The sequence below is a fragment of the Cellulosimicrobium sp. NPDC057127 genome, from assembly GCF_042670945.1.
Taxonomy (GTDB): domain Bacteria; phylum Actinomycetota; class Actinomycetes; order Actinomycetales; family Cellulomonadaceae; genus Cellulosimicrobium.
Genome location: NZ_JBHUUP010000008.1, coordinates 174,351 through 195,439 on the forward strand (window position 1 = coordinate 174,351; position 21,089 = coordinate 195,439).

Consider the following 21,089-nt stretch of genomic DNA (forward strand, 5'->3'; position numbering starts at 1 on the left):
CAGGCGTCGCGAAAGAAGGGTCTGCGACGTCCATGACGCCTGCTCCCGCGGTCACCTACTCCGATGAGACGACGCTGTCGACCGTGTCGATAGCTGCGCCAGCGAGCACGAGCGCCCCGCCGCACAGGACGACGAGTAATGCGACGAAGGCTGTGGCGGCTGGTAGCCACCCGAGCCTCCCGGCAGGTGTGTTCGTCTGCTGCATGCCGACTGGACGTCGCTCCTCGGTCCAGCTTCTGCCGTCGAACCACCGCTCGTGACCGTCGCGCTGGGCGTCGGCATACCAACCTGCTGGTGCGGTGCTCATGAGGGCGCTTCGTTCGAGTGCTCGATAGCAAGGTCCATCGAGCGGAGTGCTGCATCGAACCGGCACTGAGTCTCGCGGTCGAACTGTGTGCGGACGACGTGCCGCTCCTCGTCCGCCTGTGTGCGGATCTCGACGCATCCACGCTGCCAGACCTCCGGGTCGGCCGAGAGGTCCTTGAGCCGTTCTTGGACCGCGGTCGTGGTCGCGTCGAGTGCTCGTTCCTCGGTCGCGGTGCCAGCCGTCGGACTCCAAGTCACCGCAGTAGTGCACTCCTCACCGGAGCAGGTGGTTGCGCCCCATTCGTAGACCATTCCGCTGCTGCTCTCGACGGTCTGACTCAAAACGCCGGCGAAGGATGGAACCGTTCCGCGCGTGTCGTGCGCGACGACGGCGAAGAACGTGGTGTCCACCGGGTCCGCTGCCGGTGTGAAGACGTTTGCCGGCAGCACCACGCTCGAGACCTGGGCTCCGTCTGGACCGGTGAACAGGTCGCGGGCGACGAGATGCGTCGACCTGTCGGACGAGGCCCACTCTGTCGAACCGGTGCCCAGGGTCAGGCTCCATGAGTCGTCGGGGGAGGAGAGCACGATGAGCGTCGTCCCCAATGGGCCCGGCATGGCCTCGACCTCGTCGGCATCTGCCGACGGAACGGACGCGTCCGGCGACCAGGCAGAAGTAGGCGGCTCGGCACGAGCCTCGACCTCGTTGGTGCGCAGTTGCTCGATGTCGTCGTCCCCGCCGACGTACACCCCTGTGATGAGGTGATCGTCTGTGGTGAACAGGAAGCGAGCGTCCGTATCCCAAGCGGACATCCCGGTGTCGTAGACCGACCCGCCGCCGTCGCGTTTGAAGGCCACCATCGAAGTGGCTGCCCTGATGCCCGGAGCCAGTTCAACGCTCGTGGGGGCGGCGACAACGAGCGACGAGTTATCGGTCATGAAGCCGGGGATCGTCAGCCCGCCCGCAACGGCGACGGCGGCCACGGCCAAGGAGGCCGCCGTGCGTCGTGCGCGGGTCCGGCGGGTGCGCCGTCGGACGACGCCGAGGGCGACGTCGGGATCGATCGGCGCCAAGGGCAACGCGTCGTCGACCAGTTCTCGCAGGCGTGCTGGAAAGTCGTCGCTCACCGCGTGGTCTCCGTTCGGTCGGCGGGGTCCATGAGTGCCTGGCGCAGCCCGGCGAGCCCGCGCGCTCCGGCGGACTTCACCGTCCCACGGGGGATGCCAAGTTCGGCAGCGACCTCTGCCTCGGACATGTCGAGCAGATGGCGCAGCACCACCACGCGCCGCTGCTTGACGGGCAGGGATCGCAGAGCTCGCGTGAGCTCGTCGCGAAGCACGACGTCGCTGCTCCTGTCGTCCTGACCGCGGTCGGGCATCTGATCCGCGTTCAACAGCAGTTCGCGGCGCGTGCGACGCCAAGAGTCGATGCGCAGGTTCGCCAGGATCCGCCGGGCGTAAGCCAGCGGGTCGCCGTCGCGGGCGCGATCCCACGCGCGATAGGTCCGCTCGAGCGTCGCCTGCAGCAGTTCCTCCGCGCGGTGGGGGTCTCCGCTGAGGAGTGTCGCGATCCGTCGCAGCGTCGCACCGTGTTCAGACACGAAGGCGACGAACTCCCCATCGCGCGACCGTCCAGAGACGACCACCTCGACGACGGCACTCTCCGCCTGCCATTCCCCCTCGACGTCCACCTCAACGCCGACCATCACGCCACACCCTCATACCCCCAACACGCAGCGCCGGACCATCCGGTTCCACCCCACGGCATGGAAGTCCAAGAGCCGCCGGATCGATGTCGCGAGAACCACCCCTATGCCTCGGAGTTACCAGAGCATGACCAAGTTGTTGACTAGGCAGAACCGACCGTTTGTCAGGCGTCGCAGAACCGGGTTTCGCGACGTCTGAAAAACGCGTGTTGTCTGACAGATCGTGCCGGTGATCTTCGGCCACGCCCTTGTGGGAGAGATCCGTACCCCGACCGTTGGTCCTCGCATAGGGTCCGGGGGGTGGAACGATCCACGCTAGTGCGTCTGGCGCACTCGGAGCACCCGATCGCGTCGCCGCTGAGCGACGCCCGTGTCGAGGCCCTGCTTGACTGGACGACGGGCGGCCGACGGAGCGTCCTCGACCTCGGGTGCGGTGACGGCACGTGGCTGCTGCGGGCGCTGGGCCGAGAACCCGGCCTCACCGCGGTGGGGGTGGACACGTCCGACGTCGGGTTCGAGGAGACGCTGGCCAAGGCCGCTGCCGCGGGCGTGGCGGACCGGCTGACCCTGGTCCAGGGCGACGTCCGGGAGTACGTGAGCGAGGCTCCGTTCGACGCGGTGCTCAGCGTGGGCGCGGCGTACGCGTTCGGGGGCCTCGGGCCCACGCTCGAGGCCGCGCGCGGCCACCTCGCCGCCGACGGTCTGCTCCTGCTCGGTGACTGCTTCTGGCCTGCGCCTCCGACAGCGGCCGTCCTCGACGGCCTCGGCGGTCTCTCGGCGGACGAGTACCTCGACCTGCCCGGCACCGTCGACCTCGTGACGCGGCACGGGTGGGCGACGCTGCACGGGCACGTCAGCACGCAGGAGGAGTGGGACGACTACGAGTGGGCGTGGACGGGGGCACCCGCTCGCTGGGCGGTCGAGAACCCGGACCAGCCTGACGCGCGTGAGGTGCTCTCCGAGGTCGAGAAGCACCGCGACGGCTGGCTCCGGGGGTACCGAGGCGGTCTCGGGTTCGTCTCGCTGGTCCTGCACCCGGGCCGGGCGGCCGTCACGAGTTCCTGACGACCTGTCTCCCGGTGGCGGGAACCCGACGTCCGACGCGCCCAGACCGAACCGTGCCGCGCCACCGGCTGGGCTCGGACCCCACTCCCGACGGTCGATGCCACGGGCGCCGGAACCGATCCCTCTCGGCGGCCGTCAGGGGTCGATGTGAACGTCCGCGCGAAGGATCTCGAACCTCTCGTAGTGAGAGTCCATGCCCAGGAACGACTCGCCCTCGCCAGGGCCGATCGCGCGGAGGCCGGCCTTCTCCAAGACGCGGACTGAAGCACGACTTGCTGCTATGGCTTCGGCCCAGATGCGGCGCAGTTGGAGTTCGCGGAAGCCGTGGTCGACGGCTGCTCTTGCCGCGGCTGTCGCCAGGCCGTGGCCCCATCGGGAGGACGGGCAGATGACGTAGCCCAGCTCCCGTTGATCTGGCCCGTCACCGTACAGGTCGACGTAACCGCCGACCGCTCCCGATTCGGTGACCGCCAGGCGCAGTAGACGCGGGTCAGGATTCGCGATACTGCCGCGCCACCAGCCCTCGCCCTCGGCGGCCTCGGACGTCGGGCGCCACCCAGCATGAGCCGCGAACCGCGGGTCCGTCTACCACTGCGCAAGAACCCGAGCGTCTTCCGGTCGCAACTTCCTCAAGGTCATCTGCCGAGCCACGGCGACATGCTCGCGCAAGAGGAGGGACGCAAGGCCGAACGACTCTCGGCGACTACAGCCGTCCGATGGTTCGGCCATGCGGATGGGTCCGTGCTACGGGTGTGCCGTCGACGGTCAGGACGGCCCGGCCGTCAAGCGCCAGAGAGTCAGTGGAGGCCAGCGCTGCTGCGCTCTCGTTGGAGATCCACGTGCCGTCGAGGTGGCGCATGCGCTCGACAAACCGCTCTCGTGCGATCGGATCGACGTAGACGAGCACGGCACTGTGCCTACCGGGGCGGCCGTTGCCGATCGAAAGCCACGGTACGAGCCGCGTGAACCAAGTGCTCGCGAAGGAACTGGCGCAGCTCAATGCCAGGATCTTGGAGTCCCACGCGAAGGGATGGCGCTCTGCCTCGAGACTGACGAGTTCCGATGTGGGTCAACTGACCTCGGGCGAGTGGCGAGAGCTGGCCATGGCGCGTTCGGCCTCGCCCGTCGCACTCCACGTCGACATCACGTTGAGCACGGCGCCGACGGCGACGAGCCAGACCCACCAGGCCGACTCACGAAGGGTCACCCATGTCGCGGCCACGCAGGCGACGACGGCGACGCAGAGCGTGCCGATACGTAGCGCTGTCTTGTGCCGGGCCATCCAGCGCTGGTGTCTCGTCGGCTCAGTCATCGACGCTGCTCGCCTCGATCGGTTCAGACGGGTGTGGTGTCGCGCGCCGGCGCGCGATCCGGTGATCAATCCAGGCACCGATACCCAAACCGGCGGCTAGGCCGGCGTACCACCGCCAGGTACTTCCGTCGGTGAGCACGTCGACGACGAGACCGGCGCCGCCGAGGAGAAGTCCCAGCCATGCAATCCAGTGCGTCCGGGACTGTTCCGGTGGGATCACTCTTCGAGTCTGGCGGCATCATCCTCGTGACGCGAGCAGGGGTGCAAGGGGTGCGCGCCCGGGTGCAGCCTTCCCGATCCGGCCGGCTTGAGTCTGGGTCGTCGCGATGCCGTCCGGAACAGCTCGTCGGGTGACGCCTGCCGAGTCCAGGACGCGACGCGGTCGCTGGTTGAGCAGCTTCTGGATGCGTACGAAGCCGTCGTCGGTCGTCGCGGCGAGGTTGGAGCGGCGTGGGAGGTACTGGCGCAGGAGGCGGGTGGTGTTCTCGTTCGGGCCGCGTTGCCACGGGCTGCGGGGTCGCACAAGTAGACCGGTGCGTCGATGAGCGCGCTGGAGAAGGGCATGGTCGGCCATCTCGCGGCCGCGGAGCGTCGTGTCGCGGGTCTGCGGCAGCAATGATCAAGACTCATATGCGGGCCTAAGTGCCTGCTCTTTCGATCACGAGTTCGTCGGAACGAATCACCGCGCCCTCGCTCTCGGTGAGCTCGACCGTCAGGGCAGAGCCCGCAGGAACGCCGTCGGGTACAGCTAGCTGCATCTCGAGAACGCCCACGTCGTTCGCGGTGATCCCTTCGGCAACCGTGGGTGCTGGCATGGCCTCGCGGTCGACAAAGAGCTCGGCTGCGGTGATGCGCAACGGTTGTGGCTCGGCGCCGTCGGATGCCGCTCCGCTACACCCGGTCATCATCGAGGAGCCGAGCAGAGTCACGACCTCGCCCGGCGACGCTGCGTCTTCCGACCACATGAGCTTGGGTGTATCGCAGGCCTCCGGTCCGGCCGGAACACTGCTCCCGCAGCCCGTGGCCACCAGCAACACGGCACCGAGCGTGGCCGCTGACATGGAACCTCGTCGCCTCATGCTCAGGCATCCTGTCATGGCCACCCAGCCCGCGGCCGTGCTCCGTGGCGAGTCCTGGACTAAACACCCGCACCTACCGAGCACGCACCCCTGCCAGTCAAGTGGTACGACTTGCATTTGAATGCGAGAGCGCCCGCTGGCTCAATAGCTGTCGCATGCGGCCGACCGTAGCGTGCCGTGATCACCCGTGCGGCGACCATCGGCAGTTCGATCGAGATTGTCGGACACCGCACGAACGACCGTTTGTCAGGCGTCGCAGAAGAAGGTTGTGCGGCGCCTGACAAACGGGGGGGTATTGCAACGTCGACCGGTGCACACTCGGGGTATACACCGAGTGTGCACTCGTGGTTCACTCCTGGCATGACGGTTCCGATGGCCTTGCTGGCTCTCCTGGATGGTGCGCCGGCGCACGGGTTCGCGCTCAAGCGCCGGTACGACGGCCTACTCGGGCAGGCGAGCGAGCTGCGGTACGGGCAGGTGTACTCGACTCTCGCGCGATTGGAACGGGACGGGCTGGCCGACGGGGTCGGGATCGAGCCGGGGGAGGGGGCCGATCGCAAGGTGTACGCGATCACCGAGTCCGGGGTGGCTGAGCTCGACCGGTGGTTGCAGGAGCCATTCCTCCCGGGAGGGCGGCCTGCCGAGCTGTTCACGCGAGTGATCCTCGCTCTGGCCAGTGGCCGGCCAGTCGAGGCGATCCTGGACGCGCAGCGCGTTGTGTACCTGTCCCGGATGCGGCAGCTCACGGCGACGCGGAACGCGGGGGATGCGATCGACCGTCTCGCGGCCGACTTCGAGATCGCGCACCTCGAGGCGGACATGAGTTGGATCGAGCTCGCCGGTGCCCGGTTGACGGACCTGCGCGCGGAGGTCGCGTCGACGGTCGGGGCGCGCGATGAGTGACGTCGTGCTCTGCGGGCGTCAGCTGGAGCACTCCTACGGCGCCGAGCAGGTGCTCAAGGGCGTGAGCTTCGACATCGCTGCCGGGGAGGTGGTGGCGCTCATGGGGCCATCCGGCTCGGGCAAGTCCACGTTGCTGCACGTCCTTGCCGGCCTTCTGCGCCCGAGCGGCGGTGAGGTCTGGTTGCGGGGGGCGCGCATCGACACGTTGGGCGAGCACGCGCGCGCCCGGGCACGGCTGCGCGACCTGGGGTTCGTGTTCCAGTTTGGTGACCTGGTCCCTGAGCTGACTGTGGCGGAGAACGTCGAGCTGCCGTTGCGCCTCCTGGGCACGGCGCGAACGAAGGCTCGTCGACGCGCGACCGACCTGCTCGATCTGCTCGGGATCGCCGAGCTGGGTGATCGGCGCCTGCACGAGGTCTCCGGCGGTCAGTCCCAGCGCGCCGCGGTAGCGCGCGCGTTGGTCCACGAGCCGGCCGTCGTCCTGGCTGACGAACCGACGGGTGCGCTCGACACGGTTGCGGGAGAGCAGGTGCTCGAGGCGCTGGTAGGCGCGTCGAAGGAGACGGGTGCCGCAGTGCTGCTGGTGACGCACGAGATGAGTGTCGCTGCGTGGGCCGAGCGCGACGTGCAGATGCGTGATGGTGCGCTGCGCACCCCGGCAGCGCTCGGATGACCGCGCTCGTGGTGCTCGGCGCGCGTCTCGTGCGTGCCGGCGGCGTCTTCCGAGTGGTCTCGCTTGCCCTGGGGACGGCGGTGGCCGTGACACTCCTTGGCCTGGCGTGGGCGCTGCCGGACGCCCTCTACCCGATCGTCGCGCCCGACGAGGTGGACCCGCAGCGCGGCGTGCTCACCACACTGCTCGCCCTGGTCATCGCGCCGGTCGCCGCGCTGCTTCTCGCCGTCGGGCGGCTCTCGTCGTCTGTGCGGGACCGCCGGATCGGTTCCTTGCACCTGCTCGGAGTCGGACGAGCGCGCCTGGCTGTCGTCGCCGCCGTCGAGAACCTTCTTCCCGCTGCGGCTGGTGCGCTCGTCGGTATCGCGGGCTTCCTCGTGGTGCGCCCGGTCCTCACCGATCGCCTCGCCTCCGTACTTCAGGAGCCGATCGTCGGCGGGGCTCGGCTCGCCGTCGTCGCGATCGCTGCCGTGGGCGTGTCCGTCGTCCTCGCGCTCACTCCGCTGATTCGCCTCGGGTCCCCACGGGCCGCAGTGTCCGAAGCGCCGCGTCAGCGGCCGAGCTTGTGGCGCCTGGCGCCCGTCCCCGTGGCTCTTGGCTGCTTCCTCGCGATGTTCCAGACGCCGCCGGAGCATGTCACGGCTCGCACAGCTGTCGTGTTGATCCTTGGGCTGACCGCGTCAGGGTTGGCCGTCGCGCTCGTGACGCCGCTGGTGTCGTCGTGGGTATCGACGCTGCTGGCCCGCGCGGGCACTATGTCCACGCTGATGGCCGGACGAGAGATCCAGGCCCAACCTGCGCCGGCAGGGCGCCGGGTGACCGCTCTCGGCGTCACGGTCTTCGTGGTCTTCGCTGCCGCTGGATATCTCGGTGTCTTCCAGTCCTCGCCCCACCTGCAGTACGCCGTTCGCGCGGTAGAGGAAGGGCCTCAGCACGTCGCGGTCGGGCCGGACGGCGCCGAGGGTGCGATCGATCCGGCGCTGGCGCGCGAACTCGCCGCGACGCCGGGCGTGCTCGACGTGCGTCCCCTCTACCCGGTCTGGGCCGCATCCTGCATGGAGGGTGACAGCCCGAACTGCCCTCAGGTCTTCATCGGCACGTGCGCCCAGCTCACACGCGCGATGCAGGCCACGGGGTGTCGGGAGGACGAGGCGGCGTGGATTCAGCGGACGAACGACTCGGGTCACTCGATGATGACGGGTACTCGCGTCGATGCGCTCGACCTGCGGATCGGCGACTCTGAGGAGACGTTCACCGTCGCCCTTCCCGGCGAGATCTCCCACGACGTCGCAGCCAGCGTGCAGCGAGTCGTGTGGCCGCCAGACGCCCAGGTCTTTATCCCGGCCGCCGTGGCAGAGACATGGGGTCTTCCGGCGACGTCGCTCGAGGTCGAAGTCGACCCAGCGGACGGCGCAGCGACCCGAGCCGCGATCGACGCCATCGCCGACCAGCACGAGGCGTGGTCGTCCTTCCCGGAGATGTGGGACTACCGACGGGTGGTCTCGACGCGGACCACCGTGTGGGGCGTCCTAGCGGCCGCGGTCACCGTGGCGCTGCTGACCTACACGTTGACGACGATCGACCGAGCTCGCGCGACCCGACGCGCCCGGGCTCGGCTCGTCGCCGTCGGCGTCCCTGCGAGGCTTCTGCGAACAGCTCAAGGGATCGCCAACGCCGTCCCGCTGCTGATCGCCATCGGAATCGGGGGCGGCCTGGGAATGGTCGGCATCAGCGCATACGCCCACATCGCTGCCACCGACGCTACTATCGATCCGGGCGTCTTCGCCGCGATGCTCGCCACGGTGCTCGCGGGTGCCGTGACCATCTCCCTCGCGACCTTGCCTCTGACCCGCACCGCGGTTCAGGCGATCGACCTGCGCCACGAGTGACCGATGCCTACTAGTTGTTGCCTTCCCACAACGTTGTCGGACATCGCATAACTGACCGCTTCTCGGACACTGCGGCCGCCGCCGCGACACGCCGAGAGAACATGTCGCAGAACTAGTGTCCGGAAACCCCCGGTGTCGCAGAACGCGGTCCCGGGGTTTTCGCTACCGTCGCGGCCATGGCACACGCGACGTCGTCGTGGAGAAGGCGTCCGGGCGCCGTGAGGACCGGCCCGAGCTCGTCCGACTGCTCGCCGGGCTACGCGAGGGGGACACCCTCGTCGTGACGAAGCTTGACCGGCTCGGTAGGTCAGCCGCCCACGTCGCCCGCCTCGTGCGCGACCTCGACGAGCGCGGCGTGACTCGCGGGAGGTCAGGTGCGCGCAGAGAGCGACCCGCCCCCGACGCCGGGAACGCCGTGCCGTCAGTCGCCGACCGTGATGCCCAGCCCGTCCGCGAGCAGCGGCGCGAGCCGAGCCAGCTGGTCCGGGGTTACCGTCGTGCCGGCGAGCGACCGCACGCCCGCGACCTCGTCGAGTTCGGCGCCGCGCAGGTCGACGTCCGCGAGCGTCGACGCCTGGACGTCGAGCCGCCGCACGCGCGTGCCCGCGAAGGCGACACGTGCGGCCTGCGCCTGGACGAGGTCGAGCTCGTCGATCGTGCAGTCGGTGAACAGCACGTCGCGCAGCTCGGCGCCGCGGAGGTTGACGAACCCGAGCTTGCAGCCGACCAGGTGCACGCGGTCCCACGTCGACTCGTAGAGCTCGGCCGAGCCCAGGCGCGCGTCGCGGAGCTCGACGTCGCGCCACCGGCCGCGCACGCCCTGCACCACGGGCACGTCCAGGCGCTCGAGAACGACCTCCGCGAGCGTCGCGTGCCGGAGGTCGGCCTCGTCGGCGCGCAGCCCCGCGAGGCGCGACGCGTAGACGCTCGCTCCCTCGAGGGCCACGACGCCGAGGCGGAGGTCGAGGATCTCGAAGCCCTCCAGGTCGGCACCCGGCTCCAGGTCGTACGCGTCGCCCGGCGTCAGGCCGTCCAGCGCGACGGGGTCCAGCGACGGCGGGGCGGTGCGGGTCGTGTCGCGCACGAGGTCTCCTGGTTCTCCGGGCGAGGCGTGGCGAGCGTCGGCGACCGCCACCGAACCTCCACAGCATCCCGCACCCCTGCGGGCGCCTGCACCCGGACCCTCACCTAGGCTCGACGACCATGGTTGCCGGTCCCCTCGTCGCCGCGTCCTCGTCGGAGCCTGCCGTCGGAGGGGCGGCCGGCTGGGCCGTCGACCTCATGGAGACGCTCGGCGTCGTGGGAGCGGCGATCGCGATCGCGCTCGAGAACCTCTTCCCGCCCCTGCCCAGCGAGATCATCCTGCCGCTCGCCGGCTTCACGGCGAGCCAGGGCAGCTTCGGCGTCGTCGAGGCGATCGTCTGGACGACCGCCGGTGCGGTCGTCGGCGCGCTCGCCCTCTACGCCGTCGGGGCGGTGGTCGGCCGCGAGCGCACGCGGTGGATCGCCGAACGGATCCCCCTCGTCAAGGTCGAGGACGTCGACCGCACGGAGCAGTTCTTCCTCCGCCACGGCAGCGCCACGGTCTTCTTCGGCCGCTTCATCCCGATCTTCCGCAGCCTCATCTCCATCCCGGCGGGCGTGGAACGCATGCCGCTGTGGAAGTTCACGGCGCTGACCGCGGGCGGGAGCGCGATCTGGAACACGCTGTTCGTGGTCGCCGGGTACCTGCTGGGCGAGAACTGGCACGTGGTCGAGCAGTACGCGGGCATCTTCCAGACGGTCGTCATCGTGGTGGTCGGGGCCGCGGTGCTGTGGTTCGTCGTGACCCGGGTGTGGCGGTGGGTGCACGACGACTCACCACCGGCCCACGCGCGCGGCCGGGGCGGGGCGGTCGCGCCCGACGACGAGCGCCCGGCACCCGGGCCGTCGACCCCCGAGGACGAGGGGCGCGACACCCGCGCGTAGCGCCGCGCCGACCACCGGCGCGCAGGGGTAGCGGTCCTCGACGGGGCACCGGATCATCGGAGGGTGATCCTCTCGGTCGCGGCCGCCGTGGGAGCCGCGATCGCGTACGCGGTGAGCACGATCATGCAGGCGGTCGCTACGCGCCGCGCCCACGGCCTCGCGGCGATGGCGCAACCGCTGGTGATCGGGGGCCTTCTGCTCGACGGCGCGGCCTGGCTGCTCTCGCTGCTCGCCCTGGACCACCTGCCGCTGTTCGTCGTGCAGGCGGTCGTGGCGTCGTCGCTCGTGGCCGTCGTCGTGCTCGCGCGGCTGGTGCTGGGCGCGACGCTGCGCCGCGCCGACGTCGTCGCGATCGGCGTCGTCGTCGCCGCGCTCGTCGTGCTGGCGCTCTCCGCCGGCGAGCAGCCCGCCACCGAGCCGCCCGCGGGGTTCACGACGGCGATGATCGTCGCCGGGCTCGCGCTGCTGGCCGGCGTCGGCCTCGCCTACCGCCGGGGCCACCCCGTGCTCCTCGCGCTGCTCGGCGGCCTCGGGTACTCCGTCGCGGCGATCGCGGCGCGCGGCGCGCACGCCTCCGGTGGCCTCCTCGACACGGTGCTGCAACCGCTCGCCCTCGCGATCGTCGCGTCTGGCGCCGCCGGCGTGCTCGGCTACCTGCGCGCGCTCGAGAAGGGCGGCGTCGGCTCCGTCGCGGCGACGGTCTCCGTCGTGGAGGTGCTCGTCCCCGGCGCCGTCGGGCTCCTCGTGCTGGGCGACGTCGTCCGGGACGGCTGGGCGGTGCCGGCGGCCGTCGCGACCGCCCTCGCCGTCGCGGGCTGCGTCGCGCTCGCGACGAGCCCCGCCAACGCGGCCGCCGAGGAACCTGCGCCGCCGGGCGGCGAGCAGGCCGCGGCCCCGGAGCCGACCTAGGGTGGCGGGGTGACCCCGGAGCCGACGCGAACCACCCGGACCAGCCCGCTCGACGTGCCCACGCTCGACGAGCTCCGGCGCAGGACGTCCGTGAAGTGGCAGGCCTTCGGGCCCGACGTCCTGCCGCTGTGGGTCGCGGAGATGGACGCCGCCCCGTGCGAGCCCGTGGTCGACGCCGTGACGGCGGCCCTGCGCGCCGGCGACACCGGGTACGACCACGGCAGCGCGTACGCCGAGGCGTACGCGCGCTTCGCGCAGCGCCGGTGGGGCTGGTCGCCCGACACCGCGACGGCGCGGACCCTGCCCGACGTCATGCTCGGCATCGTCGAGGTGCTGCGCGTGCTCACCTCGCCCGGCGACGCGGTCGTCGTCAACCCGCCCGTCTACCCGCCGTTCTACGGCTTCACGCAGAACGAGGGCCGCCGCGTCGTCGCCGCGCCCCTCGGCCCGGACCTGCGCCTCGACCTCGCCGCGCTCGAGCGCGCCTTCGCCGACGCGACCGGCGCGGCCCCGCACGGCCGCGGCGCCGGGAGCGGACGACGCGCCGTCTGGCTCGTGTGCAACCCGCACAACCCGACCGGCACCGCCCACACGCCCGCCGAGCTCGAGGCGGCGCTGGCGCTCGCGGCGCGGTACGGCGTCCGGGTGGTCGCCGACGAGATCCACGCACCGGTCACGCGGCCCGGCCTCGACGGGCGCCCGGCGACGACGCACAGGCCGCTCCTCACGGTCCCGGGGTCGGACGACGCGGTCGCCGTCGTCTCGGCGTCGAAGGCCTGGAACCTCGCCGGGCTCAAGGCGGCGCTCGCCGTCGGCGGGCCGGGTGCCGCGGCCGACCTGCGCCGCATCCCCGAGGAAGCCGGGCACGGCGTGCAGCACGTGTCGGTGATCGCGCACGTCGCCGCCCTCGACCACGGCGAGGGGTGGCTCGACGCCGTGCTCGCCGGTGTCGAGCGCAACGCCCACCTGCTCACCGACCTCCTCGCCGAGCACCTGCCGGCCGTGCGGTACCGGCCCGGCGAGGCGACGTACCTGGCGTGGCTCGACGCGCGCGCGCTGCCGGACGACGCCGGGCGGGACCCGCGCGCGTGGTTCCTCGACCGGGCGGGAGTGGCGCTCGAGGACGGCCGCCGGTTCGGCGCCGGCGGGGAGGGGCACGTGCGGCTCAACCTCGCGACGAACGTCGACGTCCTCACCGAGGCGGTCGGGCGCCTGGGGTCCTCGATCACCGGCTGACGCCCCGCCGTCGGGCACGCCCGCGTGACGCACGCCTCACCGCCTGACGGTGCACTCGGTGCAACGTTGCACTTAGTGTCGTGACATGACCGACGTCCCCGTCGCCCCCGGCAGCGACCGCCGCGCGCGGCTCAAGGCCCGCACCCGGCGGTCCATCGTCGACGCCGCGGCAGCGCTCATGCACGCCACCCGGGGCGTCGACTTCACCGTGGACGAGCTCGCGGCCCAGGCCGACGTCTCGCGACGCACGGTGTTCAACCACTTCGCGTCGCTGGACGACGTGATCGCCGCCGTCCTCGCCGACGCCTTCCACGGCGTCGTGGAGGCGCTCGAGGCGGCGGAGCCACCGCGCGCCGACCATCCACAGCTCGCCGTCGCCGACGACGCGGCACGCGCGCTGCGCGCGACGGACCTCGTGCCCGCCCTCTCGTCGCTGACGCGCGGCCTCGGCCTCGCCGACTGGGCCGCGTGCGACGACGACGCCCCCGCGAACATCCCCGCCCACGAGGTCATGCTCCTCATGCGCTCCCTCGCCGGGACGAGCGACGACCTCGCGGCCGCGCTGCACCGGCGGCACCCCGGCGCCGACCGCCTCGACGTCGACCTCGTCGTCGGCGCGCTCATGAGCAGCCTCGTCGTGCTCCACCGCTACTGGCTCGCCGAGACGGGCGGCGGGGACGACGAACGCTCGCGCGCCGCCTGGAGCGCGCTGCTCGACCGCATGCTCGTCCGCGTCGACACCGGCGAACCCCACAGCACCCCCACCCAGGACGGCCGTCCCGGGAACACCTCTCCCCGCTCGAACTGATCCCTCGGAAGGACACCATGGCAGAGCTCCTCTACCGCATCGGCCGCGGCGCCGCCCGGCACGTGCGGGCGGTGATCGCGGCGTGGCTCGCGGTGCTCGTCGTCGCCGGCGTCGGCTTCGCCGTCGGCGGCGGCACGCTGACCGACAGCTTCTCCATCCCGGGCACGCCGACGCAGGAGGTCACCGACCGCCTCGCCGACGAGATCCCCGAGGCCGCCGGAGGGACCGGCACCGTCGTCCTCACCACCACCGGCGACGAGGCGTTCACCGACGCGCAGCAGCAGGAGCTGTCGTCCGTGCTCGCCGACGCCGCGGAGGTCGACGGCGTCGAGACCGTCGTCGACCCGTTCCAGACCGAGGCGGACCGCGAGGCGCAGGCCGCGCAGCTCGCCGAGGGCGAGCAGCAGGTCGCCGCCGGCCGCGAGCAGCTCGAGCAGGGCCAGGCCCAGCTCGACGCCGCGCGCGAGCAGCTCGAGCAGGCTCAGGCCCAGCTCGACGCCGCACGGGCGCAGGCGGAGGCGGCGGGCCAGGCCGAGGCCGCCGCGCCGCAGCTCGACGCCCAGCAGCAGCAGATCGACGCCGGGCTCGCGGAGCTCGAGACGCAGCAGGAGCAGCTCGACACGAGCGCCGCCGAGCTCGAGGCGGGCGCGGAGCAGGCGGAGCAGGGCGCGGCGCTGCTCGACCTCGCCGCGGAGATCCGCGTCGTGTCCGAGGACGGCGACGCCGCGGTGGCGAACGTCGTCTTCACCGAGGACCAGTTCGACGTCTCGCAGGAGACGAAGGACACCGTGATCGAGACGATCGAGGACGGCGTCGCCGAGATCGACGGCGTGCACGTCGACTTCGGGTCCGACATCTCCATGGAGGCCCCGTCGATCATCGGCCCGGGCGAGGTCGTCGGCCTCGTCGTGGCCGCGATCGTGCTCGTGGTCATGCTCGGGACGCTCATCGGTGCGGGCCTGCCGATCCTCACCGCGCTCGTGGGCGTCGGCATCGCCGCGCTCGGCTCGCTCGCGTTCTCCGGGGTCGTCGAGATGTCGTCCGTCACCCCGGTGCTCGGCCTCATGCTCGGCCTCGCGGTCGGGATCGACTACGCGCTGTTCATCGTCAATCGGCACCGGCGCCAGCTCAAGGAGGGCTACGACGTCGAGGAGTCGGTCGCGCTCGCGAACGGCACCTCGGGCAACGCGGTGGTCTTCGCCGGGGCGACCGTCGTCATCGCGCTGCTCGCGCTGAACGTCACGGGCATCCCGTTCCTCGGCCTCATGGGCACGGTCGGCGCCGCGAGCGTCGCGATCGCCGTGCTCGTCGCCGTGACGCTGACGCCCGCGCTGCTGTCGGCCATCGGTCCGCGCATCCTCAACCGCAAGGAGCGGGCGGCGCTCGTGCCGGTGCACGGCGCCCACGCAGCCGGGCCGGTGGACGGCACGCCGGCGGCGACCGCCGGGAAGCCGCTGCGCCCGATGTCCACGGTCGCGGCGGTGGGCCGGGTCGTCCTCGGCGTCGCGGTGCTCGGCGTCGTCGCGATCCCCGCCCTGGACCTGCGCATCAACCTGCCCGACGGCTCGTCCGAGCCGACGGACTCGACGCAGTACCAGGCGTACTCCACGGTGGCGGAGGAGTTCGGCGCGGGCGTCAACGGCCCGCTGCTCGTCGTCGCCGAGCTGCCGCAGCCGGTCGCCGACGACGACCTCGTCGCGACCCAGCTCGCGATCGGCGAGCAGCTCGCCGCGCAGGACGACGTCGTCGCGGTCGCGCCCGCCGCCGCGTCGGAGGACGGCACGGTCGTCGCCTTCCAGGTGGTCCCCGCGGAGGGGCCGACGAGCGAGTCCACGGAGCAGCTCGTCCACCACCTGCGCGACCTGTCGCCCGTGACGGTGGACACCGTCGACGGCGAGGTCGAGCTCGGCGTGGCCGGTGCGGCGAGCGGCAACATCGACATCTCCGAGAAGCTGTCGGCCGCGCTGCCGCTCTACCTCGCGGTCGTCATCGGGCTCTCGCTCGTCATCCTCGTCGTCGTGTTCCGGTCTCTGCTCGTGCCGCTCATCGCGACCGCCGGGTTCGTGCTGTCGTACTTCGCGGCGCTCGGCGGTGTCGTCGCGATCTACCAGTGGGGCTGGCTGTCGTCGGTGTTCAACGTCGACAGCCCCGGGCCGGTGCTGAACTTCCTGCCGACCATCCTCGTCGGCGTCCTGTTCGGCCTCGCGATGGACTACATGCTGTTCCTCGGCTCCGGCATGCGGGAGGCGTACGCGCACGGCGCACCGGCGCGGCTCGCCGTCGTGCAGGGCTTCCGCGCCGGACGCTCGGTCGTCACCGCGGCCGCGATCATCATGATCTCCGTGTTCGGCGGCTTCATCTTCGCCGAGGACGCGATGATCCGGCCGATCGGGTTCGCGCTCGCGTTCGGCGTGCTCGTCGACGCGTTCGTCGTGCGCATGCTCGTCGTCCCGGCGCTCATGCACCTGCTCGGCGGCTCCGCGTGGTGGCTGCCGCGGTGGCTCGACCGGATCCTGCCGGACGTCGACGTGGAGGGTGCCGCGCTCGAGCGCAAGCACCCGCACGCCGAGGCGCCGGCCGAGCGGGCGGACGACGCGACGTCGGGCGCGCGCTCCGGGACCGCCGGTCGCTGACGGACGCTGACCGCGTCTGGACTGGCACGACGCACGCGTGCGGCGGGCGGGGGAGCGAGGCTCCCGCGCCCGCCGCGCGCGTTCGCGGACGCCGGGTGAAGAGAGCGCGGCGACCTGACGACCAGGGCCCGGGGCGTGGGTCGCGTGGGATACGGTCCGTCCTGTCTCGCTCGTCCGGAACAGGGGGAATCCGTGGCCACCGTCGATCGCACCCGTCCGCGCGCCGTCCGGCGCCGCGTGGCCGCAGCGCTGCTCGTCCCGGCGCTCGCGCTGCCGCTCGCCGCCTGCTCCGAGGAGCGGCCCGCGCCCGAGGACGCGGCGGCGGAGCTGGCCGCGGCGATCGAGGCCGGTGACGTCGCCGGGGTCGCGTTCTCGAACGGCACGGCCGACGCCGTGCAGGGCCACCTCGCGGCCGTGCTGGAACCGGTCGCCGCGTTCGCGCACACGGTCGAGGTGGACGAGGTCGCGCTCGACGAGGAGGGCGACGACGCGGGGGGCCGCGCGACGGCGACGCTCGCCTACCGCTGGGACGTCACGGACGAGGCCGCGTGGGAGTACACGACGACGGTCGACCTGACGTTCGCCGAGCCGGGTGAGGGCGAGGACGGGCCGGGCCGCTGGGAGGCGGCGTGGGAGCCCGACGTGCTCGTGCCGGACCTGGGGCAGAACGACCGGCTCGCGGTCGAGCGCGTGCGCGCGGAGCGCGCCGAGATCGTCGGTCTCGACGACGCCCCGATCGTCACGGACCGCCCGGTGTACCGGCTCGGCGTGGACAAGACCCGGGTCGACGCCTCGGCGTGGGACGGCGCGGCGCGCGCGCTCGCGGGCGTCGTGGGGATCGACCCCGAGGAGTTCGCGCAGCGCGTCGCCGGCGCGGGCGGGAAGGCGTTCGTCGAGGCCATCACGGTCCGCACGGAGGACACGGCCGGCATCGACGTCGACGCCGCCCGCCAGATCGACGGCGTCGCGGTGCTCGACGACGAGCTGCCGCTCGCACCGACGCGCGAGTTCGCGCGACCGATCCTGGGACGCGTCGGCGAGGCGACGGCCGAGATCGTCGAGGAGTCCGACGGCGCGGTCGTCGCCGGGGACACGGTGGGCCTGTCCGGTCTCCAGCGCCAGTACGACGAGCAGCTGCGCGGCACCCCGGGCGTCTCCGTCTCGGTGGTGCCCGCGGAGGGCGCACCGGACGCGGAGCCCGTCGAGGTGTTCGCCGTCGAGCCGGTGGCCGGCGTGCCGCTGCGCACGACGCTGCGCCCCGACATGCAGGTCGTCGCCGAGCAGGTGCTCGCCGGGCAGGCGTCGCCGAGCGCGATCGTGGCGATCCGTCCGTCGACGGGCGAGGTCCTCGCCGCCGCGAGCGGCACGGCGGGAGAGGGCATGTCGACGGCGACGACCGGCCAGTACGCGCCCGGCTCGACGTTCAAGGTGGCGTCCGCGCTCGCGATGCTGCGCGCGGGCCTCACGCCCGACTCGACGGTCGCGTGCCCGCCCGAGACGACGGTCGACGGGCGCGTCTTCCAGAACGTGCCCGGCTACCCGGCGGACGCGCTCGGCGAGGTGCCGCTGCGCACGGCGTTCGCCAACTCGTGCAACACGGCGATGATCGGCCAGCGCGACACCGTGTCGCAGCAGGCGCTGCACGACGCGGCCGCGTCGCTCGGCCTCGGGGTCGAGAGCGACCTCGGCGCGCCGGCGTTCTTCGGCGACGTGCCCGCGGAGGCGGACGGCACCGACCACGCGGCGTCGATGATCGGGCAGGGGCGCGTCCTCGCGTCGCCGCTCGGCATGGCGACCGTCGCGGCGAGCGTCGCGGCGGGCCACCGGGTCGCGCCCGTCATGGTGCGCCCCGACGTGCAGCCGGCGTCCGCCGAGCAGCCGGCCGGCGACCTCACGGAGGAGGAGGCGGCGACGCTGCGCAGCCTCATGCGCTCGGTCGTCACCGACGGGTCGGCGGACCTCCTGGCGGACCTGCCCGAGGAGGTGGGGGCCAAGACCGGCACCGCCCAGTACGGCGACGGGACGCAGGCCCACGCGTGGATGATCGCGGTCCAGGGCGACCTCGCGGTCGCGGTCTTCGTCGAGACCGGCGACGGCGGGTCCACGACGGCGGGCCCGCTCATGCGCGCGTTCCTCGACGCCCCGAACCAGGGCTGAGCCGCCGGACGTGCGGCCGCGGTGCCGGGCCGAGGTCCGCGTCGCGGGTCGAGGTCAGGGCCGCGGGTCGACGCGCCGCCACGGCTTCTCGTCCCGCCGCGCGCCCGTCCCCGCCGCGCAGCGGCGGCACACGGACGTGACGGCGTCCGCGTCCCGGCCCGTGGTGGGCTGCACGTCGGCCCACGTCACGTGCGGGAAGCGCGCGAGACCCTGACGGCTGAGCTGGAGCCCGCAGACCGTCTGGTTGGTGCCCCGCTCCCACGCGTGCACCTCGCCCGCGGGCATGCGGACGCCGTCGGGGTCGGTCCACGTCCCGGTGGCGGCCACGGCGGCCGCGGTGACCTTCCTGCGCATGCGCACACCTCCAGAACGGACGTCCTGCGCCGGTGCCGCCGACCCTAGACCGATGGCGCGGGCGCGCACGCCGGGAATGAGACGGCAGGACGGTGCGTTGGGACCACCTGGGTAAGATCGGGTGCCGCGGGCGACGATCGTGCCCGTGAGCCCAGCGATCCGCTCAGCGACCCTCGGGAGACCCGTGTCCGTCAGCGTGCCCACGTGGTACCTCACCGAGCGCCGCGACGTCGACCTCCGTCGAGTCGCCAGCGCTCTGTGTCGCTGACCCTTCGTCGTCGCTGACCCGGCGCCCGCCCTCACTCGGGTAGCGCCGTCGCGCCCGGCCGCCTGTCAGCACCACGCGCCACCGGAGTGGTGTCTGGTGCTGACACCTCGGCCGCGGCCTGCGCGTGTCAGCACCACGCGCTGCTCCGGCGGCGTGCCGTGCCGACACGACGACGGTCACGACGACAGCAGAGCCTCTCCCGAGCCCGGTCGCGCCGCGCGCCCGTGCACCCGCACGCCACCCGAAAGGTCCCTCCGTGTCCTCGAACCCCTCGAAGCCCGCCGCGCCGGCGTCCTCCGCCGACGCGACGTCGGCGCCCGTGAAGAAGCGCCGCCGCTTCCCGTCGTTCAGCACCCAGATCCTCCTCGGCCTCGCGCTGGGCGTGGCGCTCGGCGGGATCGCGCTCGCCATGGGCAAGGGCCCGGACGAGACGCCGAACGGCCTGACGACGACGCTCGCCACCATCGGCAGCTCGTTCGTCACGCTGCTCAAGGCGATCGTCCCGCCGCTCATCTTCACCGCGATCGTGGCGTCCATCGCCAACCTGCGCACCGTGACCAACGCGGCCCGCCTCGCCGGCCAGACGCTGCTGTGGTTCGCCATCACGGCCGCGATCTCCGTCGCCGTCGGCATCGGCCTGGGCCTGCTGTTCCAGCCCGGCAACCGCGCGTCGGTCTCGCTCGACGACGCCTCCGAGGTCGGCCGCTCCGGCTCGTGGCTCGACTTCCTCACCGGCCTCATCCCCGGCAACGTGCTCGGCCTCGGCGCGAGCACGAGCCTGGAGCAGAGCGACGACGGCGCCCTCACCGGCTCCGCCGAGACCTCGGTGAGCTTCAGCGTGCTCCAGATCCTCGTCGTCGCGCTCGTCATCGGCATCGCGGCGCTCAAGTCCGGCTCCAAGGCTGACCCGTTCCTCGCGTTCAACCGCTCGGCGCTCGCCATCATCCAGAAGGTGCTGTGGTGGATCATCCGCCTCGCGCCGCTCGGCACGCTCGGCCTCATCGGGAACGCGATCGCCACCTACGGCTGGGGCTCGCTCGGCTCGCTCGCGTGGTTCGCCGCCGCGGTCTACGTCGGCCTCGCGCTCGTGCTGTTCGTCGTCTACCCGGTGCTCCTGCGCGCCAACGGCCTGAAGATCGCCAGCTACTTCAAGGGCGCGTGGCCGGCGATCCAGCTCGCGTTCGTGTCCCGCTCGTCGATCGGCACGCTGCCGCTCACGGAGCGCGTCACGGAGCGCAATCTCGGCGTGCCGCGCGAGTACTCGTCGTTCGCCGTGCCGCTGGCCGCGACGACGAAGATGGACGGCTGCGCCTCGATCTACCCGGCGATCTCGGCGATCTTCGTCGCGGAGATCTTCAACATCGACCTGTCGGTGGCGGACTACCTGCTCATCGCGTTCGTGTCCGTCGTCGGGTCCGCCGCGACCGCGGGCCTCACGGGAGCGGTCGTCATGCTGACGCTCACGCTGTCGACCCTCGGCCTGCCGCTGGCGGGCGTGGGCCTGCTGCTCGCGATCGACCCGATCCTCGACATGGGCCGCACCGCGGTGAACGTCGCGGGGCAGGCGCTCGTGCCGACGATCGTCGCCAAGCGCGAGGGCATCCTCGACGTCGAGAAGTACGAGTCGGCGTCGGCGGAGGACCTCTTCGCGGACGACGACGCCCCGGTCGAGGGCGACGCGTCCGCCGAGGCGGGGACGACGCCGGACGCCGCGGACCGGACCGAGCCGGTGGCGGGCGCGAGTACCCGGCGTTGAGTGCGCAGAAGTGGCGACCGGATGACGCCTGGCGTCACCACGTCCGCGCCTTCGCCCGGGGCGGACG

General features: G+C 72.2%; 21 protein-coding genes and 2 pseudogenes. 13 read left to right on the forward strand and 10 right to left on the reverse strand.

The features are described 5' to 3' along the window. Positions 1-55: 55 nt before the first annotated feature. Genes ACFTZA_RS10210 through ACFTZA_RS10220 form a run of 3 tightly spaced genes read right to left on the reverse strand, consistent with a single transcriptional unit; the run spans position 56 to position 2,012 of the window. Positions 56-307: a DUF2510 domain-containing protein gene (locus ACFTZA_RS10210; RefSeq protein ID WP_378193722.1), complete on the reverse strand. Its 252-nt coding sequence runs from the start codon at positions 305-307 to the stop codon at positions 56-58. Continuing rightward, on the reverse strand, positions 304-1,434 hold the full coding sequence (locus ACFTZA_RS10215; RefSeq protein WP_378193725.1) for a hypothetical protein: 1,131 nt from the start codon (positions 1,432-1,434) through the stop codon (positions 304-306). The genes ACFTZA_RS10210 and ACFTZA_RS10215 overlap by 4 nt, the downstream gene beginning before the upstream one ends. Then, on the reverse strand, positions 1,431-2,012 hold the full coding sequence (locus ACFTZA_RS10220; protein ID WP_378193791.1) for a SigE family RNA polymerase sigma factor: 582 nt from the start codon (positions 2,010-2,012) through the stop codon (positions 1,431-1,433). Before ACFTZA_RS10220 ends, ACFTZA_RS10215 begins: the two co-directional genes overlap by 4 nt. A 300-nt stretch (positions 2,013-2,312) precedes the next feature. On the opposite strand from ACFTZA_RS10220, the gene ACFTZA_RS10225 reads away from it, so the two are divergent. After that, on the forward strand, positions 2,313-3,077 hold the full coding sequence (locus ACFTZA_RS10225) for an SAM-dependent methyltransferase (RefSeq protein ID WP_378193728.1): 765 nt from the start codon (positions 2,313-2,315) through the stop codon (positions 3,075-3,077). Between the two features lie 135 nt (positions 3,078-3,212). Here the strand turns inward: ACFTZA_RS10225 and ACFTZA_RS10230 are convergent. The 5 genes and pseudogenes from ACFTZA_RS10230 to ACFTZA_RS10250 all read right to left on the reverse strand — a co-directional run. Beyond that, positions 3,213-3,647: pseudogene (locus ACFTZA_RS10230) on the reverse strand (GNAT family N-acetyltransferase); the annotation flags it as partial. A gap of 133 nt (positions 3,648-3,780) precedes the next feature. After that, positions 3,781-3,984, reverse strand: a complete 204-nt coding sequence (locus ACFTZA_RS10235) for a hypothetical protein (protein WP_378193731.1) — start codon at positions 3,982-3,984, stop codon at positions 3,781-3,783. A 162-nt stretch (positions 3,985-4,146) separates the two neighbouring features. Continuing rightward, positions 4,147-4,389 (reverse strand): hypothetical protein, encoded by a 243-nt coding sequence (locus ACFTZA_RS10240; protein ID WP_378193734.1) that lies wholly within the window; start codon positions 4,387-4,389, stop codon positions 4,147-4,149. Further along, positions 4,382-4,609, reverse strand: coding sequence for a hypothetical protein (locus ACFTZA_RS10245; protein WP_378193738.1), 228 nt, complete (start codon positions 4,607-4,609; stop codon positions 4,382-4,384). The genes ACFTZA_RS10240 and ACFTZA_RS10245 overlap by 8 nt, the downstream gene beginning before the upstream one ends. Before the next feature lie 418 nt (positions 4,610-5,027). Further along, entirely contained in the window at positions 5,028-5,450 is a 423-nt protein-coding gene (locus ACFTZA_RS10250; protein ID WP_378193741.1) for a hypothetical protein, read from the reverse strand. A 378-nt stretch (positions 5,451-5,828) separates the two neighbouring features. Here ACFTZA_RS10250 and ACFTZA_RS10255 point away from each other — a divergent pair, with 378 nt between their 5' ends. The 4 genes and pseudogenes from ACFTZA_RS10255 to ACFTZA_RS10270 form a co-directional block, all read left to right on the forward strand. After that, positions 5,829-6,371 carry a PadR family transcriptional regulator gene (locus ACFTZA_RS10255; RefSeq protein WP_378193744.1) on the forward strand — a complete coding sequence of 181 codons (543 nt, stop codon included), beginning with the start codon at positions 5,829-5,831 and terminating at the stop codon, positions 6,369-6,371. Beyond that, entirely contained in the window at positions 6,364-7,044 is a 681-nt protein-coding gene (locus ACFTZA_RS10260; RefSeq protein ID WP_378193747.1) for an ABC transporter ATP-binding protein, read from the forward strand. Before ACFTZA_RS10255 ends, ACFTZA_RS10260 begins: the two co-directional genes overlap by 8 nt. Continuing rightward, on the forward strand, positions 7,041-8,933 hold the full coding sequence (locus tag ACFTZA_RS10265) for a hypothetical protein (RefSeq protein ID WP_378193749.1): 1,893 nt from the start codon (positions 7,041-7,043) through the stop codon (positions 8,931-8,933). Before ACFTZA_RS10260 ends, ACFTZA_RS10265 begins: the two co-directional genes overlap by 4 nt. 115 nt (positions 8,934-9,048) lie before the next feature. After that, positions 9,049-9,279, forward strand: a pseudogene (locus ACFTZA_RS10270) (recombinase family protein); the annotation flags it as partial. A gap of 75 nt (positions 9,280-9,354) precedes the next feature. Here ACFTZA_RS10270 and ACFTZA_RS10275 read toward each other — a convergent pair. Further along, a complete protein-coding gene (locus tag ACFTZA_RS10275; protein WP_378193752.1) occupies positions 9,355-10,017 on the reverse strand; it encodes a pentapeptide repeat-containing protein in 663 nt (220 codons plus the stop codon). A 119-nt stretch (positions 10,018-10,136) separates the two neighbouring features. Here ACFTZA_RS10275 and ACFTZA_RS10280 point away from each other — a divergent pair, with 119 nt between their 5' ends. From ACFTZA_RS10280 to ACFTZA_RS10305, 6 genes are all read left to right on the forward strand, one after another. After that, positions 10,137-10,901, forward strand: a complete 765-nt coding sequence (locus ACFTZA_RS10280) for a DedA family protein (protein ID WP_378193755.1) — start codon at positions 10,137-10,139, stop codon at positions 10,899-10,901. Between the two features lie 63 nt (positions 10,902-10,964). After that, positions 10,965-11,810: a hypothetical protein gene (locus tag ACFTZA_RS10285; RefSeq protein ID WP_378193758.1), complete on the forward strand. Its 846-nt coding sequence runs from the start codon at positions 10,965-10,967 to the stop codon at positions 11,808-11,810. 9 nt (positions 11,811-11,819) lie between these two features. Beyond that, the gene (locus tag ACFTZA_RS10290) at positions 11,820-13,046 is read left to right on the forward strand and encodes a MalY/PatB family protein (RefSeq protein ID WP_378193761.1); all 1,227 of its coding nucleotides are present in this window, start codon (positions 11,820-11,822) and stop codon (positions 13,044-13,046) included. Positions 13,047-13,131: 85 nt separating this feature from the next. Then, positions 13,132-13,854: a TetR/AcrR family transcriptional regulator gene (locus tag ACFTZA_RS10295; protein WP_378193765.1), complete on the forward strand. Its 723-nt coding sequence runs from the start codon at positions 13,132-13,134 to the stop codon at positions 13,852-13,854. 17 nt (positions 13,855-13,871) lie between these two features. Continuing rightward, positions 13,872-16,487, forward strand: a complete 2,616-nt coding sequence (locus tag ACFTZA_RS10300) for an MMPL family transporter (RefSeq protein WP_378193769.1) — start codon at positions 13,872-13,874, stop codon at positions 16,485-16,487. Positions 16,488-16,679: 192 nt separating this feature from the next. Then, positions 16,680-18,644, forward strand: a complete 1,965-nt coding sequence (locus ACFTZA_RS10305; RefSeq protein ID WP_378193772.1) for a penicillin-binding transpeptidase domain-containing protein — start codon at positions 16,680-16,682, stop codon at positions 18,642-18,644. A 54-nt stretch (positions 18,645-18,698) separates the two neighbouring features. Here the strand turns inward: ACFTZA_RS10305 and ACFTZA_RS10310 are convergent, their stop codons facing one another. Next, a complete protein-coding gene (locus ACFTZA_RS10310) occupies positions 18,699-18,998 on the reverse strand; it encodes a hypothetical protein (RefSeq protein ID WP_378193775.1) in 300 nt (99 codons plus the stop codon). Between the two features lie 196 nt (positions 18,999-19,194). On the opposite strand from ACFTZA_RS10310, the gene ACFTZA_RS10315 reads away from it, so the two are divergent. Further along, positions 19,195-19,266, forward strand: coding sequence for a putative leader peptide (locus ACFTZA_RS10315; RefSeq protein WP_366246654.1), 72 nt, complete (start codon positions 19,195-19,197; stop codon positions 19,264-19,266). Positions 19,267-19,522: 256 nt separating this feature from the next. Beyond that, positions 19,523-21,022, forward strand: coding sequence for a dicarboxylate/amino acid:cation symporter (locus tag ACFTZA_RS10320; RefSeq protein ID WP_378193777.1), 1,500 nt, complete (start codon positions 19,523-19,525; stop codon positions 21,020-21,022). The last annotated feature ends 67 nt before the right edge of the window (positions 21,023-21,089 follow it).